Origin of the sequence: Kytococcus schroeteri, from assembly GCF_002847825.1 — a bacterium.
Classification (GTDB): domain Bacteria; phylum Actinomycetota; class Actinomycetes; order Actinomycetales; family Dermatophilaceae; genus Kytococcus; species Kytococcus schroeteri.
On the sequence record NZ_PKIZ01000027.1, the window covers coordinates 1 to 17,167 of the forward strand.

General features: G+C 71.6%; 9 protein-coding genes, 1 tRNA gene and 2 pseudogenes. 2 read left to right on the forward strand and 10 right to left on the reverse strand.

Annotated elements, in window-relative coordinates; genetic code table 11:
- Positions 1 to 552: 552 nt before the first annotated feature.
- The 3 genes and pseudogenes from CYJ76_RS10865 to CYJ76_RS10870 form a co-directional block, all read right to left on the reverse strand.
- Positions 553 to 1,077: pseudogene (locus tag CYJ76_RS10865) on the reverse strand (urocanate hydratase); the annotation flags it as partial.
- Between the two features lie 986 nt (positions 1,078 to 2,063).
- Positions 2,064 to 2,291, reverse strand: coding sequence for a hypothetical protein (locus CYJ76_RS12265; RefSeq protein WP_141494902.1), 228 nt, complete (start codon positions 2,289 to 2,291; stop codon positions 2,064 to 2,066).
- Positions 2,292 to 2,664: 373 nt separating this feature from the next.
- Positions 2,665 to 3,864 (reverse strand): annotated as a pseudogene (locus CYJ76_RS10870) (ISL3 family transposase); the annotation flags it as partial.
- Between the two features lie 28 nt (positions 3,865 to 3,892).
- Between CYJ76_RS10870 and CYJ76_RS10875 the strand changes: the two are divergent.
- Positions 3,893 to 4,513 carry a hypothetical protein gene (locus CYJ76_RS10875; protein WP_101850092.1) on the forward strand — a complete coding sequence of 207 codons (621 nt, stop codon included), beginning with the start codon at positions 3,893 to 3,895 and terminating at the stop codon, positions 4,511 to 4,513.
- Between the two features lie 109 nt (positions 4,514 to 4,622).
- Here the strand turns inward: CYJ76_RS10875 and hutU are convergent, their stop codons facing one another.
- From hutU to CYJ76_RS10895, 4 genes are all read right to left on the reverse strand, one after another.
- Positions 4,623 to 6,335: a urocanate hydratase gene (gene hutU / locus CYJ76_RS10880; RefSeq protein WP_101850093.1), complete on the reverse strand. Its 1,713-nt coding sequence runs from the start codon at positions 6,333 to 6,335 to the stop codon at positions 4,623 to 4,625.
- 188 nt (positions 6,336 to 6,523) lie between these two features.
- Entirely contained in the window at positions 6,524 to 8,320 is a 1,797-nt protein-coding gene (locus tag CYJ76_RS10885) for a selenocysteine-specific translation elongation factor (protein ID WP_101850094.1), read from the reverse strand.
- Positions 8,317 to 9,696, reverse strand: coding sequence for an L-seryl-tRNA(Sec) selenium transferase (gene selA / locus CYJ76_RS10890; protein ID WP_101850095.1), 1,380 nt, complete (start codon positions 9,694 to 9,696; stop codon positions 8,317 to 8,319). Before selA ends, CYJ76_RS10885 begins: the two co-directional genes overlap by 4 nt.
- Before the next feature lie 483 nt (positions 9,697 to 10,179).
- A tRNA-Sec gene (locus tag CYJ76_RS10895) sits at positions 10,180 to 10,275 on the reverse strand.
- A 110-nt stretch (positions 10,276 to 10,385) separates the two neighbouring features.
- Here CYJ76_RS10895 and selD point away from each other — a divergent pair.
- Complete coding sequence (gene selD, locus CYJ76_RS10900; protein WP_070705493.1) at positions 10,386 to 11,456, forward strand: selenide, water dikinase SelD; 1,071 nt, start codon at positions 10,386 to 10,388, stop codon at positions 11,454 to 11,456.
- 35 nt (positions 11,457 to 11,491) lie between these two features.
- Here selD and nrfD read toward each other — a convergent pair whose 3' ends face one another.
- The 3 genes from nrfD to fdh are packed head-to-tail and all read right to left on the reverse strand — an operon-like array spanning position 11,492 to position 16,970.
- Positions 11,492 to 12,631: an NrfD/PsrC family molybdoenzyme membrane anchor subunit gene (nrfD, locus tag CYJ76_RS10905; RefSeq protein ID WP_101850096.1), complete on the reverse strand. Its 1,140-nt coding sequence runs from the start codon at positions 12,629 to 12,631 to the stop codon at positions 11,492 to 11,494.
- A complete protein-coding gene (locus CYJ76_RS10910) occupies positions 12,628 to 13,656 on the reverse strand; it encodes a 4Fe-4S dicluster domain-containing protein (RefSeq protein WP_101850097.1) in 1,029 nt (342 codons plus the stop codon). The genes nrfD and CYJ76_RS10910 overlap by 4 nt, the downstream gene beginning before the upstream one ends.
- A complete protein-coding gene (fdh, locus tag CYJ76_RS10915; protein ID WP_180802290.1) occupies positions 13,653 to 16,970 on the reverse strand; it encodes a formate dehydrogenase in 3,318 nt (1,105 codons plus the stop codon). The genes CYJ76_RS10910 and fdh overlap by 4 nt, the downstream gene beginning before the upstream one ends.
- Positions 16,971 to 17,167: the final 197 nt, after the last annotated feature.

Sequence of the window (17,167 nt, forward strand, 5' to 3'; positions counted from 1 at the left end):
AAATTCAATACTGGCAGAGTCAGAATGAGTCGCTGGACTCAAACTTCATCGCCAAAGAAATCAACCAAACACACCCACGAACGACCAACCACAAAGGCCAGCCACGCCATGGATGCGCAAGGGATACAACAAAATAATTTGGCATCGATTCATGACACACTGTTGAGTTCTCAAGGACCAAACACTCCCCAACACCCACCGCACACACAGCACGATCTCGTTCAGGGGCGATCCACAACCCTACACCATCCCAGACCCGCTCACCAACCCGCCCCGCAAAGGACAGACCAGATCACCAGACCTGAGAAGAAGAGGTTGCCGCCACCCAGACCCCGGACCCACACTCTCCAGTCTCCCGGAGCGGGCCACCCGGCTGGGCAACGAGGAGGAACAATACACACACTCCACGCCAGACGCAAAACGGCCACACCGAGCGGACCGCACTCCCTGTGGACCGCGGCGGGACACGAGGGGGCGGAGACGCCGACGGGCCACCCGGGAGGCTCCCGGGTGGCCCGTCGTGCTGGGTTCAGCTCACCCCTGGCGCAGCCGTCAGTCCTCGGCGACCGTGTCGCTGTACTTCGCCGCGGTGGCGCGCGCCGCGTCCATCATCGGGACACGGGCGCCACGCTCCTCGGCCACCTCGATGGCGCGCTCGTAGCCCGCGTCGACGTGGCGGAACACACCCATGGCCGGGTCGTTCGTCAGCAGCGCCTCGAGCTTGGCCGCGGCCAGCTCGGTGCCGTCGGCCAGACCCACCTGACCGGCGTGGATGGAACGACCGATGCCGACGCCACCGCCGTGGTGGATGGACGTCCACGACGCACCCGAGGACACCGAGGTCATGGCGTTCAGCAGCGGCCAGTCGGCCACCGCGTCCGTGCCGTCCTTCATCGACTCGGTCTCCCGGTACGGGGAGGCCACCGAACCCGAGTCCAGGTGGTCGCGACCGATGACGATCGGCGCCGACACCTTGCCCTCACGCACCAGCTGGTTGAACAGCATGCCGGCCTTGTGGCGCTCGCCGTAGCCCAGCCAGCAGATGCGCGCCGGCAGCCCCTCGAACTCCACGAACTCCTGCAAAGAGACCGTTATGAAACCGTTGCCTTCAAGGCCTTGACACAGCCCCGTTACCAGAGAGATCAGTCTGCACAAGATGTATAGATGAGGGTAGAACGGCTTCTTGCTACCGCTTCCTGCCACTCCTTGTCCGACTCGGGGACGTTCAAACCATAAGTGTCCAACCTGGGGCCGATCCGACCATAACCCACGCAGTCCAAACCCCACTCTTGGTCTGCCCCGAGCCATTCGACCATTACGTGATCGGGTCCAGCACCCAGCAGGACCCGCCCCGGATGGCCATAGAGGATGCGTACCAACCCATAGAGAACTGGTTCAACTGTGTCTTCGCGACAGAGGACCGGCAGTCCCTCACGCACTTGGTCCACTGTCAAAGTCCGAGGCATATCTTCCCTCCGCCACTCATGCCAGACAGGTCAGATGTTCGCAGCACGCTTTACCCAATCAGGGCAACGGATGTACCCCGTGCAATACGATGTGACGATCCCAAAGGACTTCCCGTCACGGAGCGTGCGCCCATCATGGATAGTCACAAGGACAGTTCTTGCGGTCACCTTGCAGGTGCGAAAGATCCATCGGCCACTGCATGTAACGTAATTCACTGGGGCTAGACATTCGCGCTTTTCGTCCTTCTTGATGGTTGACGTGTACATCCTGGTAGACGCATAAGCGGCAGTCTTGGTCACGTTGTGCTTGCGGTACATCTTGATATGCCCAAAGCCTCGCTCCTTAGTGAAAGCCGTGGCCGGCTCGTAATAGCCTTTGCGCAGATGCACCCCCCGACCCTCCCTGTCCTTCCAGTGGGACACCGTATTATAGCGGCCATCTGGCGCCGGGAGAGCGAGCGACTCTAGTTCCCTTGCACCTTGGGTGAGATCATTTGCATCGACCTCAGAGGCGGAATCTAGGGCAGCAACACTGGATTCAAGGGACACGGGGACTTCACTGCCAACTCCCCCGAGTTCCTTTCCCATCACGGCAAACTATACAACCTCTCCCTGTGCGGCGAGGGAAGCGATATCATCCCCAGTAAGTGATTCATCCGCGGACTGCTCATTTTCCTCGACACCTTCAATCTCCGCCTGATAGGCTTGATCGGCAGCGACAGTGGGCGAGGTCGCCCCAGATCCCTCATCGGCCGAAGCGAATGTTGAGCCCGTGATGAGTACGGCGCCGGCAAGACTTTCTGCAATTGAGTTCACGATATTCATGTAGGGAAGTTAGCACACCGCCGCGCCCCTGTCGAACGCGCTGCGGAAGAAGCATATTGGCGGACTCCAGCCGATCACCTCGCCCGGGTTCCGCCCATTCTGGATTGGGTGTCACACCACCACTGCTACACCCTCAGATCGGAAGAGCCATCAACCCCGGGCGATAGGATCAACAGTGATGTGCCACCGGCCCCGTCTCGTTCAAGGTAGGTGCAATAACTGCGACCATACTGAACTACTTCAGTGGGACAAGGGTGCTCTGGGCATCGATTGACCCCTATTCGCCTCATGGGCACTTGTTCCAGAGTGCGCCTCGCAAGTAAAATATTTTGAGGTCTTGTTTAAATCCGCATGGGTTCCAGGCTCTTCGCAAACGAGGGTGTAGTCGGGGCCTGAATCCGCCAGCTTCGAGGAGTGCTCGGGCGATGTAGTGGGTGAGGTTGCCGAACCCGAGGGCCAGCCCGCGAAGATGCTCAAGTCGTCCATTCACGGCCTCGGTAGGTCCGTTGCTGGTGCGGGGTCGCTCGAAGTAGGCCAGGACATCACAGACGCGTCTGGCCAGGGTGCGGCCGAGCTTGCGCAGCTCGACCAGCGGTCGGGGCACCCCGTCGGCGGGGGCATCGATCACCGAGCTCATCTCGACGCGGCCGGCGACCCGGTTGGGGTCTCGGTAGGCGGAGATCATGCGCTGGTAGATGACCCAGGTGCACTTGATCTGGACGTGCCGGTCCCCGGTGAACAGCTTGTCGAGGCGCTCGTCCTGGCGGTCGGCGAGCAGGTCGGCGCCGGTGTGCAGGGTCCGGCGCGCCGAGTAGAGCGGGTCGTCCTTGCGGCCGCGGTGCCCGTGCACCTCCTGCTGAATGCGGCGGCACTCATCCAGGGCGTCGCCAGCCAACCGGATGACGTGGAACGGGTCCATGACAGTGACCGCGTCCGACAGTTCCTCGGTGGTGGCGGTCTTGAACCCGGCGAACCCGTCCATGGCGACGACCTCGATCCCGTCGCACCAGGCCTGGTCCCGCTGCGCGAGCCAGTCTTTGGACGCCTTCTTGCTGCGGCCCTCGACCACGTCCAGCAGGCGGGAGGGCCCCGTACCGTCCCGGACCGGGGTGAGGTCGATGATGACGGTGACGTACGTGTCGCCCTTCCTGGTGTGCCGCCACACGTGCTCGTCGACCCCGAACACCTTCACCCCCTCGAACCGGGCCGGGTCACCGATCAGGACGCGCCGGCCCTCGGCCAGGACGGCGTCGTTGGCGGTGTCCCACACCACCGCCAACGCCTCGGCGACCCGAGCGATGGTCAGGTGCTGCACGACCAGCGCGAGCAACGCCCAGCGCAGCCCACCGCGGGAGATCTTCGCCCGCGGCTCGGCAGCGGCGGTGGTGTCCTGACGCCATACGTGGCCGCACTCGGTGCACCGGTACCGGCGCACGGTGAGCAGCAGCGTGGTCGGGCGCCATCCACACGGCTCGTGCGCCAGTTACCTGGTCACGGTGTCCCGCGCAACGCCCTGGCAGCCGCAACGTCGGCGCCAGTCGCCCGGCTCGACGACTCGGCAGGCGAGCACCGAACCGCACTTTTTCCTGCAGGACAAGTACATGGGAAACGGGCTGGTGTACCGCAACGGCCACCTCGAGACCACCGACCGACGGACCCTCAAGGGCGACCTCACCAACGCCAACGGACTGCACGAACTCGGCATCCCGCTGGACATCATCGGCACCGTCGTCCACGACTCCTTCAAGGACACCATCGAGGCCGTGGGAGCAACCGGCGTCCGCTTCCACGAGCTCCCCCCACCCTCGGACAAGATGCAGGCCCTCAAACCCGGAGCATGGTGGGCACTGGAGATCACCGGAACCTCACCGACCTACTCCGAGACCTTCCATGACGAACACGTGAGGACCGTGAAACTCCCTGCCGTGTGGACCCTCGAGTCCTACTGCACCGACCCCACCCCCGACGGCCGGGACGGCAGCGACTTCTACCACCCCGGCGACACGATCAACATGATCGTCACCCAACGCGTCGCCGACGCCCTCACCGCGGCCGACATCACGGTCCGCCTCGAAGAAGTCGGCCGCCACCCCCACCCCGTCTGGGACACCGAGGAGTGCGACAACCAGGCCGAGGCATGGCGACAGCGCATGGGCGTCGACTTCGCCGACTGGCCCGACCCCGGCTGCTGCCCCGACCTCCTGCGCCCCACCACCACCTGATCGAGCCACCCGCACCGGCGGAACCCCCGAGACGCGCATCGGTCCGCATCTCGCCAGTCGAGATACGGACCGATGCGCATGCGGGCACGCAGGCCCGGGACAGTCCGGATCAGTCCTCGGCCACCGGGTCCTCGAACGCCCGGGCCTTGCGGCGGGCGGCGTCCATCATCGGCACGCGCACGCCCCGCTCGTCGGCCACCTCGATGGCCCGCTCGTACCCCGCGTCCACGTGGCGCAACACACCCATGCCCGGGTCGTTCGTCAGCAGCGCCTCGAGCTTGGCCGCGGCCAGCTCGGTGCCGTCGGCCAGACCCACCTGCCCCGCATGGATCGACCGCCCGATGCCCACCCCACCACCATGGTGGATCGACGTCCACGACGCACCCGAGCTCGCGGAGGTCAGCGCGTTGAGCAGCGGCCAGTCGGCCACCGCGTCCGTGCCGTCCTTCATCGCCTCGGTCTCCCGGTACGGGCTGGCCACCGAGCCCGAGTCCAGGTGATCCCGGCCGATGACGATCGGCGCCGACACCTTGCCCTCACGCACCAGCTGGTTGAACAGCATCCCCGCCTTGTGGCGCTCGCCGTAGCCCAGCCAGCAGATGCGCGCCGGCAGCCCCTCGAACTCCACGAACTCGTCGGCGGCGTCCAGCCACTTGTGGAGCTTCTCGTCCTCGGGGAAGAGCTCCTTGAGGGCCTGGTCGGTCACCTTGATGTCCTCCGGGTCGCCCGAGAGCGCCACCCAGCGGAACGGGCCGAGCCCCTCGCAGAACAGCGGGCGGATGTAGGCCGGCACGAAGCCGGGGAACTCGAACGCCCGGTCGTACCCGGCCTTGCGCGCCTCGTCGCGGATGGAGTTGCCGTAGTCGAACACCTCGGCGCCCGCGTCCTGGAACTCCACCATCGCCTTGACGTGGGCGGCCATGGCGGACTGGGCCTTCTTGGTGAAGCCCTCCGGGTCCTTCTCCGCCTCGGCGTGCCAGTTCTCCATCGTGAACTCGACCGGCAGGTAGCTCAGCGGGTCGTGGGCGGAGGTCTGGTCGGTGACGACGTCGATCTGCAGGTCGCCGGCCTTGTGGCGCTCGAGCAGGGCCGGGAACACCTCGGCCGCGTTGCCGACGATGCCGATGGACAGGCCGCGCTTCTCCTCCTTGGCCTTGTTGGCCCGGGCGATGGCGTCGTCCAGGTCGTCGGCGATCTCGTGCAGGTAGCGCTTGCCCACGCGGCGCTCCAGGCGGGTACGGTCCACGTCCACGATGAGGCACACGCCGTCGTTGAGGGTGACGGCCAGCGGCTGCGCGCCACCCATGCCACCGCATCCACCGGTGAGGGTGATGGTACCGGCGAGGGTGCCACCGAAGCGCTTGGTGGCCACCGCGGCGAAGGTCTCGTAGGTGCCCTGGAGGATGCCCTGGGTGGCGATGTAGATCCACGAGCCGGCCGTCATCTGGCCGTACATCATGAGGCCCTCGGCCTCGAGCTTGCGGAAGTGCTCCCAGGTGGCCCAGTCGCCCACGAGGTTGGAGTTGGCGATGAGCACGCGGGGGGCCCACACGTTGGTGCGGATGACGCCGACCGGCTTGCCGGACTGCACGAGGAGGGTCTCGTCGTCCTCGAGCTCCTTGAGGCTGGCCACGATGGCGTCGAAGGCCTCCCAGGAGCGGGCCGCGCGGCCGGTGCCGCCGTAGACCACGAGGTCGTCCGGGCGCTCGGCGACCTCCGGGTCGAGGTTGTTCATGAGCATGCGCAGCGGGGCCTCGGTCTGCCAGCTCTTGCAGGTCAGCTCGGTGCCGCGCGGGGCGCGGACGGGGCGGGCGCCTTCCATGGGTGTCTCCTTCGACTCGGTCGGCCGGGCGAGGCCCGGTGGCCGGTGGTGGGTGCACCCCGGCGCTGGTGCGGCCATTCCACCAGCCGTCGCGCCGGGGCGGCAGGTGGGGGCGGGGCGAGGTGTCCCAGATGTGGGACAGGCAGCGGGTGGGACGAGGGGCGTCGGGAGGCGACTAGCGCGGCCCGTCAGCGGACGACCTCGCGCTGCTGGCCGTCCACCCGGCGGGTCCAGCCTCGGCCGTCGAGGTGCTCCAGCAGCGGGACCGCCACCCGCCGCGTGGTGCCGAGCGCCTGCCGGGCCACACTGAGGGTGAACGGCTGCGGGAGGGCGGCGAGCTCCCGCATCGCGCGGGCGGGGGCGTCCGGGAGGAGGACGACCTCCCCCGGCAGGCGCAGCAGGCGGCCAGCGCGTGCGGCGGCCGCGAGCTCCCGGGCGCCGAGACCGAGGTCGTCGAGCTCGCGGGCCTCGGGCGCGGCGAAGGGGTCCTCGCGCAGCCAGGCCTCCACCTGGGTGACGGCCGCCTCGGCCGGGCCCAGGCCGGCGGCAGCGGGGTCGTGGACGCGGCCGTCGTCGACCGCGAGGCCGACCTGGCGCGCCAGCTCGGGCACCAGGGTGGCGTGCTGGGCCGGCAGGCCGATGGCGTGGGCGGCCTCGGCGAGCGGCACGCCGGCGCTCAGCGGCTGGGTGCGGTGGTGGGCGGCCACCGCATCGGACAGGGCGGTGCGCCAGGCGGACCAGGCGGCGGGGTCGACCACCACGTCGCCGTGACGGACCTCGGTGGGGGTGGCGACGTCCTCGGACGCGGGGGCGAGGCCGAGGCGCTCCAGCAGGGCGACGTCCTGCACCCGGCGGTCGGCCAGGCGGAGGCGGCGCAGCGCGGCCGGGTCTCCCCCGGCGGCCTCCAGCGCGGCGGCCCGGGCGGCGGCCGCGCCCCGGCGGCGCAGCGGGAGCGGGTCCACCTCGCGGACGGTGGCCGACCAGACGCGCCGGCTGCCCGGGTCACGGAGGATGGCGCGGTCGCCCACCCGCCACGGCAGGGGCGCCGCGAGGGTGAGGCGTACGTGGTGCCCGCCGAGTGGCCGCACGTGCGCCTCGACGTCGGCCGAGCCCACGTGGAGCGTGGCCTGCTGCGGCGGGGCGCCCGTGTCATCGACCGGGGCCAGCGCGAGGTCGACCACGGCGGAGCTCTCCCACGCGCCGGGGGTGAGGAGCACGGCGCCGCGCCCCACGGCATCGACCGCGGTGCGGCGGAGGTTGACCGCCACCCGCGAGACCGGGCCCACCTGCTCGAGCGGCGCGTCCTGGCTCTGGAGGCCGCGGACGGCCACGCGGGTGGGGGCGCCGTGGGCGTCGAGGAGGTCGAGCTCGTCGCCGACGGCCAGCGTGCCCGCGCCGAGGGTGCCGGTGACCACGGTGCCACTGCCGCCGACCGTGAACGCGCGGTCCGCCCAGAGGCGCACGGGCGCTGCCGGATCCGGCTCGGGGGTGCGGGCGGCGAGGGCGTCCAGCGCCGCGCGGAGCTCGTCCATGCCCTGGCCGGTGGGAGCCGCCACGCACACGTGCGGGACCGCGAGCCCCGCCGCCTCCAGGTGCGCGCGGGCGGTGACGAGGGTCTCGGCGGGTTCGGCGAGGTCGCAGCGGGTGACCACGAGGAGCAGGTCGCGGACGCCGAGGGCGCGGACGGCCGCCAGGTGCTCGGTGGACTGCGCCTGCCATCCCTGGTCGGCCGCCACCACGAAGACCACCGCGGGCGCCGGGCCGAGCCCGCTGAGCATGGTGCCGATGAAGCGACGGTGGCCGGGGACGTCGACGAAGGCCACCTCGGTGCCGGACGGGAGCGTGGTCCACGCGAAGCCCAGCTCGATGGTGAGGCCGCGCGCCTTCTCCTGGGCGAGGCGGTCGGGGTCGCGCCCGGTGAGGGCCCGCACGAGGGTGGACTTGCCGTGGTCCACATGGCCGGCGGTGGCCAGGACGCGCCTCATCGGGTGGGGTCCGTGGGGGTCGGCCCGGGGGCAGGGGCGGGCGCGGGCTCGCCCAGGGCGACGCGCACGGCATCGACCAGGGCGGGCTCGTCGGCGGGGTCGATGCAGCGCAGGTCGACCAGCCCCACCCCGCCCTCGACGCGGGCCAGCACCGTCGCGGTGCCCGCCGGAGGACGGCGGAGGCGCGCCACGGCATCGGAGGGGAGGACCAGCGCCCACCCCGGCAGCGGGACCCCCGGCGCCCCGCCGCCGCCGACACGGCCCTCGACCGGCACGACCTCGAGGCCGAGCTGGGCGGCCAGGGCGCGGGTGCGCGCGGCGAGGGCGTCCGGCGTGGCGTGGAGCGCGTCGGCCACGGGGGTGGACGGGCTGCGCAGGGTGGCCTCGAGCGCGGCGGCGGTGAGCTTGTCGATGCGCAGGGCGCGGGCCAACGGGTGACGACGCAGGCGCTGGACGAGCGCGACATCGCCCAGGACGAGGCCGGCCTGCGGACCGCCGAGGAGCTTGTCGCCGCTCGCCGTCACGAGGTGGGCGCCGGCGGCCAGGGCGGTGGTGAGGTCGGGCTCGGTGGGCAGGGCGGGGTCGGGGGCGAGCAGGCCGCTGCCGACGTCGTGCACCACCGGGACGCCCAGGGTGGCGAGCTCGCCGGCATCGACGCCGGAGGTGAAGCCCTCCACGCGGAAGTTGGACGGGTGCACCTTGAGGATGCAGCCCGTGTCCGGGGTGACGGCCTCGGCGTAGTCGCGCAGGTGGGTGCGGTTGGTGGTGCCGACCTCACGGAGGCGGGCGCCGGTGCTGGCGATGAGGTCCGGGAGGCGGAAGCCGTCGCCGATCTCGACGAGCTCGCCGCGGCTGACGACGACCTCGCGGCCGGCGGCCAGGGCGGTGGTGGCGAGCACCAGGGCGGCGGCGCCGTTGTTGACCACGAGGGCGTCGCCGGCGGCGGGGACCGCGCGGCGGAGGGCGTCGAGGAGGCCGGTGGCGCGCGGGCCGCGGGTGCCGGTGGCGAGGTCGAGTTCCACGTCGACGTGGCCGGCGGCCTCCTGGAGCGCGCGGCGGGCGGCCGCGGCGAGCGGGGCGCGGCCGAGGTTGGTGTGCACCACGATGCCGGTGGCGTTGAGCACGGGTGTGAGGCTGGTGGCGTGCTGCGGCAGGGCGGCCGCGGCGGCGTCGACCACCTGCTCGGGGGTGATCTCGCCGGCGCGGGCGCGCTGCTGGGCGGCGGTCACGGCATCGCGGACGGTGCGGCGGTCCAGGCGGGTCAGGGCCGGGGCGAGGCGCGGGTCGGCGAGCGCGGCATCGGTGCGGGGGATGCGGCGGCGCGGGTCCGGGGTGGGGCCGCGTGCGGCATCGGGGGCGGGGGGCGCGCCGGTCATGGGACGAGGGTAGGCGGCGGGTGTCCGGCAGGCGGGGTGGGGCGGCGTGGGTGGCCTTCGGTTTCCGCACCGGTGCCGAACTCGGCCCCCACTGCCCACCAGAACCGCACCGGTGCCGAACTCGACAGTCGAGAACGGCACCGGTGCGGACGTCAGTCAGGCGGCAGGTCGAGATGCGCACCGGTGCGGGTTTCAGCCAGTGGCTGGGGGCGGCGATGGCCGGCGGCCGATCGGTCCTTCGTCGCAGGCATCGAAGGGTCACCTCGACTGTCGAGGTGACCCTTCATCGACCCCTCGGCGTGGGCCAGGTGGTGCGGTGGGTCGGTGGGCCGGTGGGTTCAGCACCGGTGCGGAACTCGGTCGCTGCCCACGACGAGAACCGCACCGGTGCCGAGGTCGACCGTCGAGTTCGGCACCGGTGCGGATCTGGTGCAGGTGGCAGGCCGAGATGCGCACCGGTGCGCATCTCGGCACGGGAGACGTTGGCGGAGGCGGACGGGAATCGAACCCGCCAGGACGAGGTACTCGCCCTCGCCGGTGTTGAAGACCGGGGGGCCCACCAGGAACCCAGACGCCTCCGTGGCACAGCGTAGGTCAGCGAAGCGGCGCGGTGCGGGAGCACCGACCGGCGGAGGGCTGCCGAGGGCCGGGGTGAGGGAGCGGCGCCCGGGCGCTCCTAGTCTGGACCCATGACCGATGTCGTCCGCCTGACCCAGTACGCCCGCGGCGGAGGGTGTGCCTGCAAGATCCCGCCCGGTGAGCTCGAGGACGCCGTGGCCGCACTGCGGGGTGCACTGCCCGGCGGGCCCGGCGACGCCAGCGGCCCGGGCGGCCCTGCCCCCCAGGGCCACACCGCCGGACCCGCCTCGACCGCAGAGGTGCTCGTGGGCCTCGACGACGGCGACGACGGCGCCGTGGTCCGCGTGGCCGACCGCCTGGCCGTGGTCTCCACCGCCGACTTCTTCACCCCCGTCCAGGACGACGCCGCCGACTGGGGCCGCATCGCCGCGGCCAACGCCCTCTCCGACGTGTACGCCATGGGCGGCACCCCGGTCATGGCCATCAACCTCGTGGCCTGGCCGCGCGAGCTGCTGCCCACCGAGCTGCTCGCCGAGGTGCTCCGCGGCGGCCTGGAGGTGGCCACCCGGGCGGGCTGCCCCGTCATCGGGGGGCACAGCATCGACGCACCGGAGCCCACCTACGGCATGGCGGTCACCGGCACCGTGGGCCCCGACCGCCTGCTGCGCAACGACGCCGCCGAGCCCGGCCTGCCCATCAGCCTCACCAAGCCGCTCGGCGTGGGCGTGCTCAACAACCACCACAAGGCCACCGGCACCCGCCACCCCGAGGCCGTGGAGCTCATGACCACCCTCAACGACACCGCGAGCCGTGCCGCGGTGGACGCCGGGGTGCGCGCCGCCACGGACGTCACCGGGTTCGGCCTGCTGGGGCACCTGCACAAGATGTGCCGCGCCTCGGGCGTGGCCGCCCGCATCGATGCCGGGGCGGTGCCCGTGCTCCGGGCCGCCCGCGAGCTGCTGGGCCAGGGCTTCGTGCCCGGTGGGTCGCGCCGCAACCTGGACTGGGTGCGGCCGCACCTGCGCGCCGAGGGCGTGGGCGAGGACGAGCTGGTGCTGCTGGCCGACGCGCAGACCTCCGGTGGGCTGCTCGTGGTGGGCGAGGTGCCGGGCGCCCCCGTCATCGGCGAGACGGTGGCCAGCGGGTCCCTCGGTGAGGGCGTGACCGTGCAGGTGGCCTGACCTGACGGACCGCATCCGGCCGGGCGCGCACGGCCTCAGGTGGCGATGGAGTCGCCCACCTGGCCGGCGGCACGGCGGGCCGCGAGGCGGCGGCGCTGCGGCTCCACGGTGAAGCGCGGGTCGCGGGCCGAGGCCTGACCGCCCTCCACGACGGCGAAACGGGTCAGCGCCGAGGCCGCCGCGAGCGCCAGCCCGGAGGCCACCGAGACCACGCGTCCCGCCGGCGTGCCACGCAGGGCGCCGGCCGCGAGAGCTCCCAGGCCGCCACCGAGGACGCAGGCCTTGGCGGTGCGCATCATCGTGCCGGGGTGGCCGGTGTGCAGGGGCTCCAGCACACCCTCGTGCTCCAGGTGCTGCTCGAGGCGGTGCACGGCCACGAGGTCGCCGAGCGCCCCCAGCGCCGCCAGCCGGCGGGCCGGGCCAGCGGCCCCGGTGGGCAGCAGCACCATCTGCACGCCGCCGGAGGCCAGCGCCGCGGAGGAGACGAACACCTGCGGCAGGTGGCGGCGGCTCTCGAACCACACCGGGGTGGCCGTGTCACTCAGCAGCACCGCGGTGTAGGCGGCCAGCGGCGCGGAGAACAGCGCCAACCCGGCCGTGCCCACGGCATCGAACGGGCGGAGCAGCGCCCCCAGCACCGGCAGGCCCGGCCCACCGCGGCGGCCGCCGAGCAGGCGGTCGACCTCGCAGGCCGCGGCCAGCCCCGCGCTGGCGCTGTAGCCGCTGAAGATCCACGTGCCCACCGACATGGGCGAGGTGAGCTTGAGCGTGCGGAGCATGTTGAGGAAGCGCTCGGGCCGCCCCAGGTCGGCGATGAGGGCCACGCCGCTCGCCCCCGCGGCCGCCAGGGCCGTCAGGCGCGCGCTGGTGCGCAGCGCGTCGTGACCGGCCAGGTGCGCGCCGACCGCCAGCAGCCCCGACCCGCCGGCCACACCGCCGGTGAACAGGTAGACGCTGATCTCGTGCCGCCACGGCACGGCCTTGACCACACCCTGCCCGTAGTAGCTGGAGAACTCCGGTTCCGGGACCACCGGCTGCTCACCGCGGCCCCGCGCCCGGCCGGTGAGCCAGTCGGTGCCCCGGGCGGCCAGATCGCGCGCGGCGCCCCGACGGCGGCGTCGCCGGGGGCCGGCGTACTCGGCCGGGAAGTAGGAGTCGAACTCGCTCGTGGTCACCGGCGGCCTCCCAGGAAGGACAGGGCCACGGCGCCCAGCAGCCCGGCGGCGGCGCCCACGGCGGTGCGGTACATCTGCGGCAGGTGGGCGGTGGGCACCACGGGGTCCGGCGGGAGGCCGTACACCTCGGGCTCGTCGAGCAGCAGGAACACCGACCCGGTGCCGCCCACTCCGTCGTGCTCGTTGGCGCCGTAGAGCCGCGCCTCCGGGAAGCCGTTGCCGCGCAGCAGGTCCACGCGTTCGTGGGCGCGGCGCACCATCTCGTCGTGGTCGCCGAACTGGATGGACGTGGTGGGGCAGGTCTGCGCGCAGGCGGGCGTCTGGTCGTGGCCGATGCGGTCGTAGCAGAGCGTGCACTTCTGGGCGATGCCGATGCGGGGCACCTCACCGCCGTCCACGTGGCCACGGCCCCCGGTCTCGTCCTCGCGCCGCTCGATGACGCCGAACGGGCAGGCCCCCACGCAGTAGCCGCAGCCGTTGCACACGTCGGCCTGCACCACGACGGTGCCGAACTCGCTGCGGAAGAGCGCGCCGGTGGGGCACACGTCGAGGCAGCCGGCGTGGGTGCAGTGCTTGCACACGTCCGAGGACATGAGCCACCGGAAGTCCGGCACCGTGCCCTCGGCCCGGGCCTGCTGGGCGGCGAGCAGGTCGGTCACCGGCCCGCCGGACGGGGCGGGCGCTCCCCCATCGGGCACGGCGGGCGCACCGACCGACGGCATGCCGAGGTCCACCAGCCGGCGCCCGGACTCCCGCGCGGTCTCGATGCGCTCGGCGGACTGCTCCACGAACGCCACGTGCCGCCAGGTGCTCGCGCCCAGGTCGCCGGTGTTGTCGTAGGAGTTGCCGGTGGCGCCCAGGTCGTCCATGGGCAGCGCGTTCCACTCCTTGCACGCCACCTCGCAGGCCTTGCAGCCGATGCAGATGGACGTGTCGGTGAAGAAGCCCTTGCGCGGGGTCGGCTCCCAGCCCGCGTCGGCCGCGGGGTCGGTGGGTCCGGCCAGCTGGTTGCCCAGACGGCTCATCGGGGGTCTCCCTCCATCTCCTCGGCCAGCTCCGCGCGCGTGGTCACCGCGGCGTTGTCGGTGCCCACCTCCGGCGTGGCCCCGGCGCGGCGGCGGTGCTCCTCCACGAGCTCGGCCAGCGCGGCACCGCGCGGGCGGCGGCCCGGCAGCACCTCGCACGAGCCCACCTTGCTCTCCTGGATGTGCACGTTGGGGTCCAGCGCCACGCCCAGCAGGTCGTTGGCGGCGTCACCGGACACCACGGCCTCGCCACCGACGCCCCAGTGGTACGGCAGGCCCACGGTGTGCACCACCTGGTCGCCGGCCCGCATCGGGCGCATGCGCTCGGTGACCAGCACCCGGGCCTCGATGGCGGCACGCGGGCTCACGATGGTGGCCCACCCGCCGTTCTCCAGCCCACGCAGCTCGGCGAGCTCCGGGGAGACCTCGCAGAACATCTCGGGCTGCAGCTCGGCCAGGTAGGGCAGCCAGCGGCTCATGCCACCAGCCGTGTGCTGCTCGGTGAGGCGGTAGGTGGTGAACACGAAGGGGTAGACCTCCGAGCCCGCCGCCCCCGCGCTCGGCGCGAAGACGTTGTCCTGCCGCGGGAAGAGCACCCGGGTGGGGCTGGCCTGCTGCCCGTAGACCACGTTGGCCACGGGCGACTCCTGCGCCTCGTAGTGCGCCGGCATCGGGCCGTCGACCATGCCCTTGGGTGCGTACAGCCAGCCCTTGCCGTCGGCCTGCATGATGAACGGGTCGTCGCCGGCCAGCGCCTCCGCGCCCCCCGTGTCGGGGTCCGGGCGGTAGGCGGGGTCCTTGTCGGCCGGGAAGTCCGGCACGTCGTCACCCGTCCAGCGGCCCGCCTCGGCGTCCCACCAGACGAGCTTCTTCCGCTCGCTCCACGGCCTGCCCTCGGGGTCGGCCGAGGCGCGGTTGTACAGGATGCGGCGGTTGGCCGGCCACGCCCAGCCCCACTGCGCGGCCGTCTCGTCCTGCTCCCGGCCGGGCACCCGGTTCTTGGAGTGGTTCACCCCACCGGCGAAGACACCGGTGTAGATCCAGCAGCCGCCGTCGGTGGAACCGTCGGCCCGCATCTCGGTGTACGAGTCCAGCATCTGCCCGGCCTTCTCGCCGGTCAGGTGGCGGCCGTTCACCTCACGCAGCACGGCCTCGCCGTCCACCTCGCCGTGCTCGTCGCGCGGGTAGTCCCACGTGAGGTCCAGCAGCGGCCGGTCGCGCGGGTCGGTGGAGTCGGCCAGGCGCTCGCGGATGCGCACGCCCAGCTCGTGGAAGAACTCCAGCTCGCTCTGCGCGTCGCCCGGCGGCTGCACGGCCTGGTGGCGCCACTGCAGCAGGCGCTGGGTCTGCGTGAAGGTGCCGGCCTTCTCCACGTGGTTGGCCGCCGGCATGAAGAACACCTCGGTGTCGATGTCCTCCGGACGCCACTCCCCGGACTCGACCTCCGGGCCGTCCTTCCAGAAGGTGGCCGACTCGATGAGCTGGAAGTCGCGCACCACCAGCCACTTGAGGTTCGCCAGGCCCTCGCGCTGCATGCGTCCGTTGGCCGAGCCGACCGCCGGGTTCTGCCCCAGCACGAAGTAGCCCTCCACGTCGCCGGCGATCTGGCCCATGACCGTCTGGTAGGTGCCGTGCGTGCCGTTGATGCGGGGCAGGTAGTCGAACGCGAAGTCGTTCTCCGGCGTCGCGGCATCGTCCCACCAGGCCTTGAGCAGGCTGACGGTGTAGGCGTCGGCGCTGGTCCAGTAGCCCTTCTGCCGCGGCGAGGAGATGGAGGAGACGTAGTCCTCCAGGGTGTCGTGCTTGCCGGCCGTGGGCATGGGCAGGTAGCCCGGCAGCAGGTTGAACAGCGTGGGGATGTCCGTGGAGCCCTGGATGCTGGCGTGCCCACGCAGCGCCATGATGCCGCCGCCGGGACGGCCCATGTTGCCCAGCAGCAGCTGCAGCACCGCCGCCGCACGGATGAACTGGGCGCCCAGGCTGTGCTGGGTCCAGCCCACCGCGTACGCGAAGCAGGTGGTGCGCTCACGGCCGGAGTTGGACGTCACGGCATCGGCCAGGTCGGCGAACTGCTCCGGGGGGATGCCGCAGACCTCCTGCACCATCTCGGGCGTGTAGCGCGCGTAGTGGCGGCGCAGCACCTGCAGCACGCAGTGCGGGTCCTGCATCGTCTCGTCGCGCATCACCTTGGCGTGCTCCAGCGCGGGACCACCCGAGCCGTGGGACTCGCCCTCGGCGCGCTGGCTCTTGGACCCGCCGTGCTCGTGGCCGCCCTCGGACTCCTCCACGCCGCCGTCGTCGGGCGAGGCGTAGGCCCAGGTGGCGGTGTCGTAGGAGCCCTTCTCCGGGTCGTAGCCGGAGAACAGGCCGTCGAGGTCCTCGGTGTCGCGGAAGTCCTCACGCACCAGCGTGGCGGCGTTGGTGTACGCCCGGACGTACTCCTCGAAGTACAGCCCGTTGCTCAGCACGTGGTTGATGAGGGCACCCAGCAGCACCACGTCGGTGCCCACGCGGATGGGCACGTGGGTGTCGGCCACCGCCGAGGTGCGCGTGAACCGCGGGTCGACGTGGATGATCCGCGCACCGCGCTTCTTGGCCTCACTGACCCACTGGAAACCCACCGGGTGGCACTCGGCCATGTTCGAGCCCTGGATGACGATGCAGTCGGCGTTGGCCATGTCCTGCAACGACTGCGTGGCGCCGCCGCGTCCGAACGAGGACCCCAGACTGGGGACCGTGGCGGAGTGTCAAATACGCGCCTGGTTCTCGATCTGCACCGCGCCCGCCGCGGTGAACAGCTTCTTGATGAGGTAGTTCTCCTCGTTGTCGAGGGTGGCGCCGCCGAGGGCCGCGACCCCCATCGTGCGGCGCAGCGGGCGGCCGTGCTCGTCATGGTCCTGCCAGCCGTTGCGGCGGGACTCCAGGAAGCGGTCGGCCACCATGTCGATGGCGGTGTCGCGGTCCAGCACCTCCCACTCGGTGCCGCCGGGGCGCCGGTAGAGCACCTGCGTGACACGGGTGGGGCTGTTGACCAGCTGCTCGCTGGCCGAGCCCTTGGGGCACAGACGGCCGCGGCTGATGGGGCTGTCCGGGTCGCCCTCGATCTGGACGACCTTCTCGTCCTTGACGAAGACACGCTGGCCGCAACCCACCGCGCAGTACGGGCAGACGCTCTGGGCCACGCGGTCGGCGGTGACGGTGCGGTTGCTGGTCTCGCGCGTGGCACGGCTGGTCACCGCGCGTCCGCGACCCAGCGGGTCGCCCTCGCGGAACTGGCGCAGCACCGGCCAGTTCAGGGGGGTGGGGATGCCCATCACCGTCACCTCGTTCCGTCGTCGCGGGTCATCCTGCCACCCGGGACCGACAACTGCGAGGGGTGGATCCTCCGCAGGGGCAGTGGGCCGTCGACGTGTCTTGGGGGAATCGTTATCGGGCTCTTCGGAGTTGAGCGTGGGTCATGGGGTGAGTCCTCCGCCGATGAGGAGCATGCGGAGTCGGTAGTTGTGGCGGT

Excerpts from the sequence above, each read along its gene's own strand:
- CYJ76_RS10885 (WP_101850094.1), bottom strand. The coding sequence starts at position 8,320 with ATGAGGCGCGTCCTGGCCACCGCCGGCCATGTGGACCACGGCAAGTCC.
- CYJ76_RS10875 (WP_101850092.1), top strand. The coding sequence starts at position 3,893 with ATGGGAAACGGGCTGGTGTACCGCAACGGCCACCTCGAGACCACCGAC.
- CYJ76_RS12265 (WP_141494902.1), bottom strand. The coding sequence starts at position 2,291 with ATGAATATCGTGAACTCAATTGCAGAAAGTCTTGCCGGCGCCGTACTC.
- hutU (WP_101850093.1), bottom strand. The coding sequence starts at position 6,335 with ATGGAAGGCGCCCGCCCCGTCCGCGCCCCGCGCGGCACCGAGCTGACC.
- CYJ76_RS10910 (WP_101850097.1), bottom strand. The coding sequence starts at position 13,656 with ATGAGCCGTCTGGGCAACCAGCTGGCCGGACCCACCGACCCCGCGGCC.
- selA (WP_101850095.1), bottom strand. The coding sequence starts at position 9,696 with ATGACCGGCGCGCCCCCCGCCCCCGATGCCGCACGCGGCCCCACCCCG.
- selD (WP_070705493.1), top strand. The coding sequence starts at position 10,386 with ATGACCGATGTCGTCCGCCTGACCCAGTACGCCCGCGGCGGAGGGTGT.